This window comes from Mesotoga sp. UBA5825 (genome assembly GCF_002432955.1).
In the GTDB taxonomy this organism is placed as follows: domain Bacteria; phylum Thermotogota; class Thermotogae; order Petrotogales; family Kosmotogaceae; genus Mesotoga.
On record NZ_DJHG01000022.1, the window covers coordinates 66233 to 80799 of the forward strand.

The 14567-nt window shown below is 46.7% G+C and carries 15 protein-coding genes; 4 read left to right on the forward strand and 11 right to left on the reverse strand.

All coding sequences use genetic code 11. From position 1 onward, the window contains the following. Window positions 1–120 precede the first annotated feature (120 nt). Complete coding sequence (wecB, locus tag B3N33_RS01850) at window positions 121–1227, forward strand: non-hydrolyzing UDP-N-acetylglucosamine 2-epimerase (protein ID WP_292589309.1); 1107 nt, start codon at window positions 121–123, stop codon at window positions 1225–1227. Window positions 1228–1243: 16 nt separating this feature from the next. Here the strand turns inward: wecB and B3N33_RS01855 are convergent, their stop codons facing one another. From B3N33_RS01855 to B3N33_RS01875, 5 genes are all read right to left on the reverse strand, one after another. Then, complete coding sequence (locus B3N33_RS01855) at window positions 1244–1942, reverse strand: DUF2461 domain-containing protein (RefSeq protein WP_292591993.1); 699 nt, start codon at window positions 1940–1942, stop codon at window positions 1244–1246. Further along, the gene (locus tag B3N33_RS01860) at window positions 1939–2691 is read right to left on the reverse strand and encodes a PHP domain-containing protein (protein ID WP_214060731.1); all 753 of its coding nucleotides are present in this window, start codon (window positions 2689–2691) and stop codon (window positions 1939–1941) included. Before B3N33_RS01860 ends, B3N33_RS01855 begins: the two co-directional genes overlap by 4 nt. 29 nt (window positions 2692–2720) lie before the next feature. Beyond that, window positions 2721–3620, reverse strand: coding sequence for a tyrosine-type recombinase/integrase (locus tag B3N33_RS01865; RefSeq protein ID WP_214060730.1), 900 nt, complete (start codon window positions 3618–3620; stop codon window positions 2721–2723). A gap of 214 nt (window positions 3621–3834) precedes the next feature. Then, window positions 3835–4776: a hypothetical protein gene (locus tag B3N33_RS01870; RefSeq protein ID WP_213918883.1), complete on the reverse strand. Its 942-nt coding sequence runs from the start codon at window positions 4774–4776 to the stop codon at window positions 3835–3837. A 173-nt stretch (window positions 4777–4949) separates the two neighbouring features. Next, window positions 4950–5807 carry a carbohydrate kinase family protein gene (locus B3N33_RS01875; RefSeq protein WP_292591997.1) on the reverse strand — a complete coding sequence of 286 codons (858 nt, stop codon included), beginning with the start codon at window positions 5805–5807 and terminating at the stop codon, window positions 4950–4952. Window positions 5808–5906: 99 nt separating this feature from the next. On the opposite strand from B3N33_RS01875, the gene B3N33_RS01880 reads away from it, so the two are divergent. Then, window positions 5907–7148: a glycoside hydrolase family 1 protein gene (locus B3N33_RS01880; RefSeq protein ID WP_292591998.1), complete on the forward strand. Its 1242-nt coding sequence runs from the start codon at window positions 5907–5909 to the stop codon at window positions 7146–7148. A 50-nt stretch (window positions 7149–7198) separates the two neighbouring features. After that, entirely contained in the window at window positions 7199–7522 is a 324-nt protein-coding gene (locus tag B3N33_RS13015) for a DUF3795 domain-containing protein (RefSeq protein ID WP_414674169.1), read from the forward strand. A gap of 24 nt (window positions 7523–7546) precedes the next feature. On the opposite strand, the gene yihA is transcribed toward B3N33_RS13015, so the two are convergent. The 6 genes from yihA to B3N33_RS01910 are packed head-to-tail and all read right to left on the reverse strand — an operon-like array spanning window position 7547 to window position 13777. Beyond that, a complete protein-coding gene (yihA, locus tag B3N33_RS01885; protein WP_414674168.1) occupies window positions 7547–8119 on the reverse strand; it encodes a ribosome biogenesis GTP-binding protein YihA/YsxC in 573 nt (190 codons plus the stop codon). Beyond that, complete coding sequence (gene lon, locus B3N33_RS01890) at window positions 8100–10475, reverse strand: endopeptidase La (RefSeq protein ID WP_292592000.1); 2376 nt, start codon at window positions 10473–10475, stop codon at window positions 8100–8102. The genes yihA and lon overlap by 20 nt, the downstream gene beginning before the upstream one ends. Before the next feature lie 4 nt (window positions 10476–10479). Beyond that, window positions 10480–11034, reverse strand: coding sequence for a tRNA (adenosine(37)-N6)-threonylcarbamoyltransferase complex ATPase subunit type 1 TsaE (gene tsaE / locus B3N33_RS01895; protein ID WP_292592002.1), 555 nt, complete (start codon window positions 11032–11034; stop codon window positions 10480–10482). Next, window positions 10992–12452 carry a glycerol kinase GlpK gene (glpK, locus tag B3N33_RS01900; RefSeq protein WP_292592003.1) on the reverse strand — a complete coding sequence of 487 codons (1461 nt, stop codon included), beginning with the start codon at window positions 12450–12452 and terminating at the stop codon, window positions 10992–10994. Before glpK ends, tsaE begins: the two co-directional genes overlap by 43 nt. 10 nt (window positions 12453–12462) lie before the next feature. After that, a complete protein-coding gene (locus tag B3N33_RS01905) occupies window positions 12463–13536 on the reverse strand; it encodes a DUF362 domain-containing protein (RefSeq protein ID WP_292592005.1) in 1074 nt (357 codons plus the stop codon). After that, complete coding sequence (locus B3N33_RS01910) at window positions 13460–13777, reverse strand: hypothetical protein (protein WP_214061420.1); 318 nt, start codon at window positions 13775–13777, stop codon at window positions 13460–13462. Before B3N33_RS01910 ends, B3N33_RS01905 begins: the two co-directional genes overlap by 77 nt. Window positions 13778–13926: 149 nt before the next feature. On the opposite strand from B3N33_RS01910, the gene B3N33_RS01915 reads away from it, so the two are divergent. After that, window positions 13927–14475, forward strand: a complete 549-nt coding sequence (locus B3N33_RS01915; RefSeq protein WP_214078179.1) for a 3'-5' exonuclease — start codon at window positions 13927–13929, stop codon at window positions 14473–14475. Window positions 14476–14567: the final 92 nt, after the last annotated feature.

Sequence of the window (14567 nt, forward strand, 5' to 3'; positions counted from 1 at the left end):
AAGGATTGGATAGGAGAGAAGTCTCAGATGTCCAGTCACGAGCGAAGTTGATAACTATGATATACTGAGCATGGCTATTACGAATGATCCTAAGGAGGGAAAGCCCCAAGGCTGCTGAGTATGAAAAAGGTAGCTCTGATATTCGGAACCAGACCGGAGGCAGTGAAGATGGCTCCTGTCTATCTGGCGCTGAAGAATTCCTCTCTTAGGCCTGTTGTAATTGCTACGGCCCAGCACAGAGAGATGCTCGATCAGGTTCTCTCACTCTTCGGCATAAAACCCGACTTTGATCTGAATATCATGCAACAAAGGCAGTCTCTTTCGGGCCTTACTTCCAGACTGATCGAAAAACTCGACGAGATATATTCGCAGAACAAGTTTGATGCAACGCTCGTTCAGGGTGATACCACATCTACTTTCGCGGGCGCTCTGGTATCTTTCTATCATAAGATCCCAGTTGGTCATGTTGAAGCGGGGCTGAGGACCGCCAACGTTTACGATCCCTTTCCTGAAGAAGTCAACAGAAGGCTCAACGGAGTCATTTCAACGTATCACTATCCTCCAACTGAGAAATCAAAGCTGAACCTGCTTAAAGAAGGAGTGCCTGAAGAAAACATGCTTGTTACAGGCAATACTGTCATCGATGCCCTGCTGTGGGTAACAGGCAACAAGTCCAGGCTTACTTCGAGCTTCAGAGAAGCGCTTGGTGTGGAGGGTGATGACTACATTCTAGTAACCATGCACAGAAGGGAAAACTGGGGAAGACCGATGCAGGAAGTTATGAAAGCAATAAAGGACGTCCTCAACGAGTTCCCCCGGATGAAAGTTGTCTTTCCGGTTCATCTCAATCCTGCCGTCAGAGAAGTTGTCTATCCGGAGCTTGAAGAACACGACAGGGTAGTCTTGACTGATCCGCTAGATTACCTTCCCTTCGTTTCTTTGATGGAGAAATCAAAGCTCATACTGACGGACTCTGGCGGAATCCAGGAAGAGGCCCCTGCTCTTGGAAAGCCGACATTGGTACTGAGGCGCACAACGGAGAGACCAGAAGCGATCGAAGCAGGTACTGCCAAGCTTGTAGGAACAAGTAGAGAAGCCGTCTTCATGGAGACAATGAGACTTCTCAGCGATTCACGGGAATATGAGCGTATGGCGAAGGCTAGAAATCCGTTCGGAGATGGTACTGCGTCAAAAAGGATCTCTGATCACCTCTGTAAAAACCTGTAGATCCATTTACCGACTGCTAATCCTCGCTTGCTTTCATCTTAAGCTCCCAGAAGTATTCGTACAGCTCTGAAAGTGAAGAGAATTTTATCTTCAGATGATCAACTAACGCTGAAGTCATTAGAATGTCGTCTATCTCCCGATTGGCAGCGATGTAGAAGTCTCTATATTGAAACCATTCGAGCAGCTCTTCGGAGACTCCTTCTCTCTTCCGTCTTCTCTTGTACTTCTCTCCGAAAACCGAGAAATCGCTCTCTCTCAGAATACGAGCCTTTTCTGTAAACCTCGATGGATTCTTCGCTATTTCTTCATGGATCTTACTCATAGTCTCTCGAGATGGGAAGTAGAATCCCATACCGTACCGGTATCTGTCGGGAAAGAGCTCAAAAAAGTATCCGGGAGAGTCCTTCCAGTCGGGCCCTGGCACCCTGAAAGTGAACCACATATTGGTTCTGTAGGGAGGCTTTCCCTTGTTGCGCCTTGCATCCCGACTTATCCTGCTTATGGTCTTTCCAACCTGAGGTCTCACTTCCATAAAGGGATCAAGCCTTTCCATGAAGGGCGCAAGTTCACTTACAAGTGCCTTGAAGGGTTCAAGCAAGCACACGCGATACCGATCACGGTTTTTATCCATCCAGGAACGGTTGTTGTTCATCCCGAGATCCATGAGAAATGAAATAGTCTCACCTGAAAATCCCGTGAACTGTCTTTCGCTCATCTCGCCTCCGCAATCGAGTGGGAAACGTAACTACCTTTCTCACAGTAGAATACCTCTTTAACTCCAAGCTTACATAGAAGAGAAACGGCCTGTGAATTGTAGCTCCCCACCTGATATGCTCTATGAGAGTCAGAGCCTATAGTCAGTAGACGTCCTCCGAGTTCGAGGTATCTCTCTACCACCCATGATTGAGGGGTAGGGTCTCCGATTCCGTACATCCAGCCCGAAGTATTGACTTCAAGCCCCACATGACAGGATACCAGCTTCATAAGCAGCTGATCCATCTGCGGTCCGGATCTAGGTGGCTTTGCGTAAGGAATATGCCTTCTGAGGAAATCGAGATGGCCAAGAAAACCCGGTTTCTCGATCAAATCAACTGCTAGAGTCGCCTCGCGAAGGTAGATATCCCAAGGGTCCTCAAGAGTCTTCAGATCTGGCCTTCCCGGAACCGTGTGGACTGAGTAGATGAAGAAATCCATCTCCTCAAAAGGCAAGAGAATACCCTGGGACTGAAGACCCAGTTCAAGCCCGGCAAGTATCTTGATGGGAAACTTTCCCTCAAAGCTCTTGATCTCCTTGAGATAGCCCCCCGTTTCTTCGGGCTGCAAGCAGACTTCCTGAGAGACGTAAGGGTCGAAGTGATCTGATATGCCGACGACATGAAGCCCTTTGAGTGAAGCCGACTGAATGACTTCCTCGACCGTATTCCTTCCGTCTGAAAAAATTGTATGATTGTGAATATCTATCATCATAAGGCTCCGCAATCTATACTAGCATATTAGTCAGAAAGCAATTGTACAGCCGCTCTCTTTTCTCTATCGGTTATATGCAAATATATACTAGTTGTAGAAAGATTAGCATGGCCAAGTAATTCCTGCACTGTCTTTATACTTGCTCCTTTTTGTAGAAGTTGTGTAGCAAAACTATGTCTGAATATATGCGGAGTCACTCGCTTCTCTGGATATACAAGTTTTACTTGTGTATTCAGCACTTTTGGAATAACGTTCCTCGCCATCGGCTCCCCCCGGGTCCCGATAAAGACATGATCCTCATACTCGCTGAGCGGGAAATCCTTCCTTATCTGGAGGTAATCCTCAATTATGGCAAGGACCTGATCGTTCAGAGGAACCTCCCTGTCTCTATTTCCCTTTCCGCTCAGTATTCTTACAGCTGGCGAATTGCCCATCCTAAGATCACCGAGTCTTAGTTTGCATACTTCGCTGACTCTCAGTCCACAGAAGTACATCACCGCCACAATAGCCTTGTTTCTCTTGCCAAGATTGGTTTCCTTGAAAGACGATATGATCTTCATTACCTCATCATGACTTATGTAGTCGGGAATTCTGCGTCTCGTCTTAGGGTTCTTTATGAGCTCCGTAGGGACCTTGCCTACCGTACCGCTTATATAAAGAAATGTATAGAATGACCTAATAGTTGAGAGATTCCTCGAGACGGTAGTTGCAGAGGGCCTCTTCCTGGAGTACTTCCCCTGAGAATACTCCTTCACGAAAAGTTCGATGTCTCTTCTCTTCACCTCTTTAAAATCGGTATTATGACTCTCTAGAAACAACTGAAAGTGGTGAAGATCCGAAAGATATGCTGCGATAGTATTGAATGACATATTCCTAACATATTCCATATTGTCCTTGAATCTCTCGACGGCTTCGACAAACTCCATACATACCCCCAAATTGTCATACATTATGAGTCATAATAGTAATTATGACTCATATATTGTATTATAACACAGCTCATTCTCTATACGGTGTTCTGTAAGTCTTATTAGAGGCGCATTATAGAATTACATCTCGTATATTGCCCTGTAACGCATTTTTTTTGACAGGATGCATCTTGTACTATCCAAACAGCAAGAAACGAGCGCTAAGAGCCGTTTAACGAGTATTTGTCTGTAATGCTCTCTCAAAGCCCGCTCTGATTTCCGATATTATAGCTCTGTATTTATCTGCAAGTCTATACCTCTTTCCCTCTCGCAGCACAAGCTCTTCCTTGATTCCCGAGTAGTGTTTTGAAAGAGCTCCCATTATAGCGCCCAACGCCATTGGTCCTTTGACCAGTTCGCTCTCGTTCATCTCCAGGAACTGGTTTATTTTCCCCACCAGATCGTCTCCGACCATCGGAGAATCGAGCAAGGAGAACAACATGCCAACTGTAGGAAGTTTCAATCTGTTCATTATGAAGTCTTCCAGTTCCTCTTTTGTCCACTCCTTCTGAAGAGAGACTTGAGGCTTTCGAGCGAGTTCCTTTTTGAAGGCAAGAAGCATCAGCTCCATAAACGAAGATATCCTTTTGTCGTAGTCATCGTCAGTTACAAGAATCGAGGCTACCGAACTTACAGGAAGCTCAATCTGCTCTATCATCGCGAACAACATTCCCAGGCGTCCCACAGTCACGAAGGGCCTACCCAGGTCGATAGCCTCAGGCAGTATGAGCAGCGCATTCCTGGCTACACCCTTTGCTTCTTCGAAGCTGGCGCAGATGATGGCTGCTACTCTTATCTGTATATCCTCCCCGACCTTCCAGATACCCGTGATCTTCTCTCTGCCTGAGTATTTGACGTAATCAACAGAAAAGCCGGAGATCTCGGCCAGTCTGTTGACCAGATCTGCGAAGGCTCTCCCAAGACTCTCAGAATCGCCTTTGAATGTGGGGTAGGCTTCCAGCAACCCGTCAATATCACTAATTACCGTCTCCGGTGTCTTGTATTTCGAAAGGAACTCTCTAATGAACCTGCTCCTACTTGAATGTTCACCACCTTCATCACTGAGCTTGCCAAGTATCCTCACAACATCGACAGATGCAATCTGTGCTGGCATAGTATCACCTCTTACATTATACTAACACAAAAAGAATCACGAGTGACATTGTTTATATATACATGTTCTAAGTTTGTATGCTGATATATACTACTTATATAGAACCGTATATTGCTATACTTTATTATATACATCAAACGTTGCACGGCACTATTAACAACACGCACACAGTATTATACTGGTATATCTAGTATAATGTTATATGTACTGGCTAATCGTTGTATATCCGAATACGAAAAGAATGGACTTGCTCCAGGTCTCGCAACAACCATAGATGCAAGCAAATTTCCTGTCTTCAAGCATTCTGTTTCTGTCCTGCCGGCAAGATATGCATGCAAGAATCCTGCGTTGAAGGAATCTCCCGCTCCCGTTGTATCTACTACCTCTGTGGGAAAGGCGTCTACGCGTTTCCCGTCACTGATCTTTGCTCCCTCCGCTCCAAGAGTAACCACAACAACTTTTGGCTCAGTCTTCAAAAAGCCTCCAAGATGTAGCCATTCGCTCTTGTTAACAAGAAGCACTTCGCATTGCGCAGCAAGATCGGCAACTTCTGCACCTCTTTCAAAGGTCACTATCCCTCCCGGGTTATAAGAAAACCTCGGCTTACGGATCTCCTTCAAGAGATTGATAACTTGATCGGGGGCTATCCCCCCAAAATGGTAGAAGTCAGAGGATACATCAACAGGATAATCGACTTCATTAACACCCCTGTATGTGAACAGGTGTCTTTGGCCGTCTGTAGAAACTGCGGAGAAACAGAATCCCGTCTTTCCTTCTATTCGAGCTAGATACCGAATATCCACCCCTTCTCTTGTCAAAGCCTCAATTGCCATGTCGCCGAACCGATCAGTCCCCACTGCACCCTGCAAAAACACGTTCTTTCTCAACCTACTCAACATGATTGCCGTGTTTGCCGCACTTCCTCCGATAGTGAACATCATTTCCTTAATCCTGTTCTCTTCAACATTTTTACTTTCGTTGATGAAGGCGCTGAGATCTATATTCACGTTGCCAACCACAGATAATCTCATATTCTAACCTCAACTCTTTAGGTAATTTTGGCTTTTGCTTCCTTTCACGATTATAATTGTTTATGAGCGTACAAAAAAATGACGTGGGAGGGTTCGTCTATGCTTTCATTTCCAGACGGGTTCATATGGGGTGTCGCAACGGCCGGTCATCAAATAGAAGGAAGCAATGTCTTTTCTGATTGGTACACATGGGAACATCAGGGAAAGGTCAAGAATGGCGACACTTCCGACATAGCTTGTGGTAGCTGGGAGAATCTCGACAGGGATCTGGAGGCTGTTAAGGCTTTGGGTGTAAAGGCCTACAGATTCTCGGTTGAGTGGGCGAGAATTGAACCGAAAATCAACAGATTTGATGACAGTGTACTAGAAAGATACAGAGATTTCTCTAAGGCGCTTACTGAGAACGGAATCCAGCCCATTCTTACTCTCAACCATTTCGTTCTTCCTCAATGGTTCTCGGAGATGGGAGGCTGGGAGAATAAGGAGAACCTGCGTTACTTTCGTCGTTTCGTCTCGAGAATCGTCGAGTCTATGGGCGAGTTCATTCACTACTGGGTCACTGTGAACGAACCGAACGTCTACGCAGTCATGGGCTATTTGACGGGAGAATGGCCGCCGGAAGTCAAGGACATGGGAAGGGCTATGAAAGTCCTCGCTAATCTTCTCTATGTCCACAGCGAGGCATATGACGTAATAAGGGAGTCGAATCCAACGGCGATGATAGGGGTAGCTGTTAATATGATGCCTTTCTTCCCTCTCAGAAAGTTCCATCCAGGAGACAGGCTGGTGGCAAATTATCTGGACAGAGTCTACAACTACAGTTATCTTGATAGTCTGATGAAGGGCAGTATAGTTAAGCCGCTCGGCGAAGGAGAAGCGGTGCCTGAGATAGAATCAAAGCTCGATTTCCTGGGCATCAATTACTACACGCGAATCTTCGCCAAGTACTCGAAGCCCCTCCCTGAAATCGCAGCGGGTAATGAATTTGAGAAAACGGAAATGGGATATGAGTTCTTCCCGCAGGGGATTGAAGAGGTTGTTCTGAAGGCATATAAGAGGTATCGACTGCCGATAATGATCACTGAGAATGGAATTGCCGACAAATCGGACGCACGACGATGGGAGTATATCGAGAAAGCTTTGTCAGGACTAAGAAACGCTATGGATAAGGGAGCCCGTGTATTCGGTTATCTGTACTGGTCACTTATGGACAATTTCGAATGGAAAGAAGGCTACTCAATGAAGTTCGGACTCTACGAGACGGTTCAGGAGAGTCTCGAATTGAGGCCTAGAGAGAGCGTTGCAAAATTCAGAGATTTCATCAGGGACAGTCTGAAATAGTACCGACGCAGAAAGCTAAAAGGGGTGTTGCCGAGGCGAAATCGCCGATAATTGCTCCATGTGGTATCGAATGCTCTAGATACGCTATCTTCTTGAGGACCGAAGAAAAGCTGAGCTATTGGAGAAGCAGAAATGTAGATTCGGAACTAGTTAGATGCAGCGGCTGCCAAGCCGGTGAAGGACCTTACCGCTTGACAGAAAGCTGCAACATTTTCGATTGTTGTGTAGCAAAAAGAAACCTGAGTCACTGTTATGAATGTGCAGAGTTCCCTTGCGATGCCCTTAAAGAACGAGCATCAGCCTATCCGCACCACAGATCGGCACTCGGCAGACTCAGGTCGATGAAAGAGAATCTATCAAGAAGACACATCTGATTTTCGATAGTAGCTCATGCGCTACTACTGAATCAGAACTCCTAGTAGCTCTTCGGTTCCCTGCCGTTTCTCTGAAGAAACTGTAAATACCGGAGGTTTTCCCCAAAAGGCAACTTCCCCGGTTATCGATCTTTTCATCTGGAGCTGGCGACTCTTCGATAGTTTGTCGGCCTTTGTCAGAACCAAGACAAAAGGGATGGAATAGTGCGTAAGCCACTCAAGCATCTGCTCGTCTGCCGGCTGCAACGGGTGCCTTATGTCAACGAGCATAACAACGAGAGAGAGGTCTTCTCTCGATTCAAAATAGTCGGTAATCAGCCTCTGCCACTTCTCTCTTTCCGACATAGAGGCCTTTGCATATCCATAACCGGGGAGATCAACGAAATAGATCTCTCCGTTTATTTCATAGAAATTTATCGATCTTGTCTTTCCAGGAGTCGAACTTGTCTTTGCAAGTTTCCTTCCAAACAAAGCGTTCAGCAAAGAAGACTTGCCGACATTTGACCTTCCTGCGAAGGCTATCTCCCTCCTTAATGGAGGGGGATATTCGCCTTTCGTGTATACGGTTCGGACAAGTTCAGCACTCTTCACCATCACCTTGAATCAAAGCCTCCTCTAGTACTTCGCTTATATTCTCAACAAAGACGAATTCCAGTTTCGACTTTATTTCTTCAGGGACTTTATCGAGATCTCTCTTGTTTGCAAGAGGAATCAGAACCTTCTTCATTCTGGCACGGTAAGCTGCCATCAGCTTTTCTTTCAAACCACCAATGGGCAGTACCTTCCCTCTAAGAGTTATCTCCCCAGTCATTGCAATGTCGTTTCTCACTTTTCTTCCGGTGACGGCCGAGACAATCGCCGTCGTGAGAGTAATCCCGGCACTGGGTCCATCCTTGGGAACGGCCCCTTCGGGAACGTGGATATGGAAGTCCTTCTTCTCGAAGATCTCGTTGAACTTCTCATCTCCACAAAGCTTTCTGGCAAGCGACGCCGCGATCTGTGCCGATTCCTTCATAACATCTCCCAGCTGACCTGTTATGATAGTCTTTCCTTTCCCGGAAACGGGCAGGACTTCGATGTACATGATTTCTCCCCCAACCGATGTCCAGGCCAGTCCAGTCGCCACTCCGACCTCTGGATGCTTCCTGAAATCACTCTCTTTGAATAGAGGTGCTCCAAGATACTCTCCCAGTTCATTGACACCGACCGAGATTGAATCGCCGCCCTCAGCTATTTTCAGAGTGGCCTTTCTGATGATTTTCGCCAGATTTCTATCGAGTTCCCTAACTCCGGCTTCTCGTGTGTAATCTCTAATTACGTCTCTTGTTGCGGCCGGTGTTATTTTGAGTCTACCGGCCTTCATGTTGTATTCATCGAGAAGCTTCGGCAATATATGCTCCCTGGCTATGTGATACTTCTCAGACTCCGTATAGCCTGGAATCTCGATAATCTCCATCCTGTCTTTCAGAGCGGCAGGGATCGAATAGAGAACGTTTGCCGTGGTAATGAACAGGACTCTGGAAAGGTCAAAAGGCACTTCCAGAAAATGATCGGTAAAACTGTTGTTCTGCTCGGGATCAAGGACCTCGAGAAGAGCAGAAGCTGGGTCTCCTTGAAAACTGATTCCCATCTTGTCGACTTCATCCAGCACGATTACCGGATTTCTGGTCTTCAGCTTTCTGATCATCTGCATAATTCTGCCGGGAAGCGCTCCTACATAAGTACGTCTGTGGCCCCTTATTTCTGCCTCGTCTCTCATGCCTCCCAACGAGATTCTACCGAACTTCCTTCCCATAGCCTCGGAAACAGACCGACCAAGTGAAGTCTTCCCAACACCCGGAGGCCCAACGAGGCAAAGAATCGGAGCGCGTAGGTTCTTCGAAAACCTCCTGGCCGCTAGGAATTCAAGGATCCTTTCCTTCACATCGTCCAGTCCATAATGATTGTTATCAAGAGTCTTTCTGACGTCCTTGATCACTATCTCATCATCTGTCTCTTCCTGCCAAGGGAGGTTCAACAACCAATCGAGATAGGTTCTCACAACCGTCGCTTCCGGAGAATATGGGGACATCTTTTCCAGTCTCGAGATCTCTTGCTCTGCCTTTTCCTTTACCTCCTGAGGAAGCTTGCCGGACTCGGCCATCTCTTTAAGCTCTTTGATTTCCTCGTCTTCTTCGCCCTCGAGCTCCTCCTGGATCGCTCTCATCTTCTCTCTCAGGTAGTACTCCTTCTGCCCCTGCTCAATCTTCTCCTTAACCCTTTTGTCTAGTTCTTCCTCTAGAGAGAGAATCTCTATCTCTCTTGTAAGTAACTCCATTAGCGTATTGAGACGATCCTTCGCTTCAATTTCCTCGAGAAGACGTTGTTTCTCTTCCAAAGAAAAGGGCACCATTGAGGAAACAAAATCTGCAAACTTGTCTGCATCGGAAGTATCTTCCAGCGCCATTATCGCTTCGTCGGGGAAACGTCTGCTCATCGATACATATCTCAGCGCAAGTTCCTTCACCCTTCGAACCAGCGCCTGAAGCATCTTACTTTTTCTACCCTTGGACTTCAGCTTCTCTGCAACGACGATAAACGTGCTCTCTCCTTCCTCCACTGAAGAGAGCCTGGCTCTTGTCAAACCTTCAACAAGAATCTTGTAGTTCCCATCGGGCATCTTCATCAGCTGTACTATTCTCGCTATCGTTCCAATCTCGAATAGATCCTCGATCTCGGGTTCTTCTTTAGTAATGTCCCTCTGAGAAACGAGAAATACTATCTGATTGAATTTGCCAATTGACTCCTCCAGCGCCGCCAGGGACTTCTCGCGTCCAACATACAACGGCATAACTGAAGAAGGATATACCAACATGTTTGTTCTCGTCGGTATAACCGGCAGTTTGTCGGGTATCTCAATCTTTCGCTCGCTTCCTACAGCAGCCTTTTCAAGCAACTCAAACTTCTGAGCCATCTATTCACCTTCCTTCATTCTTATCTTGATCTATTCTCTTAACCAAACGATCCAAAATGCTCTTCATTCTTCGGCCAAATGGCTTCAATTTCACGGTTCGTTTGATCTCGTCGAAATGCTCCAGTTCAACTATGAGATAAGGCTCGCAGACATACGTAAAGTAAAGTTTAGGCCATTCTACCGCTAGAACCGTATTGCAATTCATTAGATCGTAGAGAGCTAGATCCAGAACCTCTTCTTCGCCGGTAATCCTGTACAGATCAACGTGAATGAGAGCGGGATGCACTCTTGCCTTTTCGACATCGTCGCTTCCGCCAGTCGAGGATCGGCCGGGATAGAAGTTGACAATGTTGAAAGTCGGACTTCTCACGCTATCCTTATCGATTCCCAACCCGCTGGCCAGCGCCTTTACAAACGTCGTTTTTCCACTGCCCAGATCACCGAATAGAAGGACAGTCTCTCCTCCTTCAAGCGCCTCTCCAAGTTCTTGTGCAAAAGTCTCGAGATTTTTCAGCTCTAGTTCGCCCAGTTCATAGATCTCTTCAACGCCTCTTTCCACCTTTTGTACTCTGCCTCCATTCTATCGCCCGAAGGTTCGAAGACAACCTCGCTGATTCTCTTGTTCTTGAGACTATCCTGATCCCATAGATCGGTGCAAATTCCTGCCAGCATCGCAGCTCCGAGTGCAGTGGTCTCTTTTATCAAGGATCTATCAACGGGAATATTCAGTACATTTGCCTGCATCTCCATTAGGAAGTTGTTTCGGGTAACACCGCCGTCAACGAGAAGCTTGTTGAGCGTGATTCCCGTTTCTTTTTCCATCAGCTCAAGAATTTCTCTTGTCCTGAAAGCGATGTATTCGAGAACGGCTCTTACTATATGTGCCTTCCTCGTTCCCCTTGTTAGACCGATCATCATGCCTCTCGCTGAGGAGTTCCAGTAAGGAGCTCCCAGCCCTGTCAAGGCACCGGAGAAAAAGACTCCTCCATTGTCACTGACTTCTCTGGCAAGAGGCTCCGTATCGGAAGGGCTGTCAATAATCCCCAGTCCATCTTTCAACCAGCTTATAAGGGCTCCGGTGGCAAATATCGAACCTTCCACAGCGTAGACTGTCTCTTCCGTTGACTTCCAGCCTATTGTCGTAAGCAAGCCATGATCGGAAATCTTTGGTTTGTTTCCAATGTTCATCAATATAAATGAACCAGTCCCATAAGTACATTTCGCGTCACCGGTCTGAAAGGCCGTCTGACCGAACAGCGATGCCTGTTGATCTCCAGCTATTCCCCCGATATTTGGGCCGTAGATCGAAGGACCGAGAAGCTTACTCGATTCCACCACTTCGGGCAGAAACTCTTTCTCCACTCCAAAGAGATTGAGTAGGTCGCGATCCCATTCAAGCTTCTCGATGTTGAACAACATCGTTCTCGACGCGTTCGAGAAATCACAAACATGGAGATTCTCTCTAGTCAGATTCCAGATTAACCAGGAGTCAATCGTACCAAATCTCAATCGCCCTTTTCTTGCCGCCTCTCGAACTACCGGTACATTCTCCAGCAGCCATTCCATCTTCGTCGCGGAGAAATAGGGATCCGGCTTGAGGCCGGTCTTTCGTCTTATCAATTCTCCATGAGACTCTTCAATCTCTCTGCATCTGTCGGCAGTTCTTCTATCCTGCCACACTATTGCGTTGTAGAGCGGCTGATCAGTCACCGAATCCCAGGCAACGACCGTTTCTCTTTGATTTGTGATGCCGATTGCCACAATTTCCCTGTATGAGATCCTGGCATCCGAGACTACTTTCTCAATTGCACCCATTGTGCTTAAGATGATGTCTCTAGGATCGTGCTCAACCCACCCGGGTTTGGGATAGATCTGCGCAAACTCCTCCTGAGCAACGGCAACTTGATACAGTTCTTCATCAAAAAGAACGGCTTTGCTGCTGCTCGTTCCCTGATCGATAGCAAGAATATACTTCATCTAACCCCTCCTATCTATGAATACGTCTTCTGAAGACGATAGCATCTTCAGGGCAAAGTTCATGGCAAACGTAACAAGCTATGCACTTACCATAATCGATATTGAACCTGCTTATGTCGATCGCTCCAGCCGGACAGGCCCTCTCGCAAACACGACAGCTCACACACTTCTTCCTATCTATTTTCGGAAACTTTGTTACTAATCTCCTCAATAGGGATGCACCGTAAACACCGATCAAATTTGTCTCGGGGAGAGAGAGTTTTTTCGGCTCGACTTCATCTCCGACAACCTTGTAATTTCCTACTAACCCTTTCTCCCTTGCCAAACGGAGAATTGGGACCTTTGAATTTATCACTCCAAAGAGTTCTGCGATGGCATCATCTAGTGCGAAAACATCTTCTGAAATACCAATTATTCCTGGCCTTATAATCCTCCCGTTCGACGGACCGTTGCCATCCATGCCTTCTACGCCGTCGATTATTGTCAGGGACGGCTTCAAATAGCCGGCCAGATCAAGAAGCATAACCGAGAACTCCTTCATGTTTCTTACTCTGAAATGCCAACCCTGCTTCTTAACACCCGGAACACAGCCAAAAAGATTCTTGACCCCGAATGTGACCTGAGTGAGTGAATGTGTCTTGAGCTTCGGAAGATTCACCAGAAGATCGGTTTCAAGAACCGGCCTGGCAATCTCGAAGCTTCTGTACGTACCATGCTCCAGGACTACAGGAACGGGATCATTGAAATCGACAAGTGGAACGCCCAGGTCTTCGCAGACAGAGGCGATCCCGGATGCGTGGGCAGCGACTGCAGTGCTCACGCTTGCCGGAGAATCCCCGATGCTCACCTTGGCTCCCCTCTCCAGGAAGATCTCTGCAACCGCGCGCACAAAAGCAGGATTCGTGGTTACACAGTTTTCCGGAGATCTTGCCGATAGAAGATTCACTTTCAGAAGAACTTTCTTTCCCTGCAGAGTTTCGTTGAACTCGATCAGGTCCAGCCCTTCGCTAATCTTCTTCCTGCACCTTGCGTATTCTGGGCTGCTTAGGACCGCCACCCTTTTCGTTAGATTCTCGTTTTCCATAAATGATCCTCTTCCTTTTCCTTCTATCATCGACTATGCTGGACACCCCTTCGGGCAGCTTCAGCTCGGAAGAAGCAAGAGTCTCCACAATGACCTCTTCAGGAATTGAGGTGATGGCCCAGAGATCTGTGAGATAAAGTCTCTCTCCAGATCTTATCGGAGCTTTTTGAACTGCTGATTCAAGAGCCTTTCTATACCGTTCCCTGATTTCCTCTTCGGAATGATTTACCTTGTCATCCATCGTGGATCACCTCATGAAAATTATACTCTATACGTTGCCCTTGGTTTGGAAAACAGCTCCCATGATCTGTATAATTCTTCACAAGTTTCTTTTTGACCTCATTCTGAAAACACTCACTTCATTATAAAATCTAAGGGGAGGGAAGTCTATTGGAGTTTGTTGTCCTTGATACTGAAACTACCGGGCTAAGCGTAGAGCGGGGTGCAAGGCTCATAGAAGTGGCTGGGGTGCGAGTGAGAGACTGGAAGGTCTACAGAAACGACACTTTCGAATCACTAATAGACCCCGGGTGCATAATCCCGATTACAATAACTGCCCTGACGGGAATCAGCAATCTCACAGTTAAAGGGAAACCTTCGGTGGCAGACGTATTAAAGGATTTCTATTCCTTCGTGGGCGATTCGACCCTTGTTATCCATAACGCTCTCTTTGATCTCTCGTTTATAAATCACTTCGGCATTAAATCCGGGCTTGGCAAACTGGACAATCCGTATATCGACACGGTAGAAATGTCCAAGACCGTTTTCAGATATGGCAGAAACAATCTGGACATTTTGCTTGCTAGACTGGGCATAATTCCCGAATCGCGGCACAGGGCGCTTGGAGATGCTCTCGCGACAGCAGACGCTTTCATCGCGATGTTAACTAGAATTGGTAAAAATAACGTAACTCGTTTCATACGGAACGCTCACAAGTAACGATTGCAATCTTTGAATATGCGATCGCCTTTTTTCGGTAATTCTGTGGACCACTGCTGGAAAGTCTTTCACGACAAATCGCAGATTTTTCT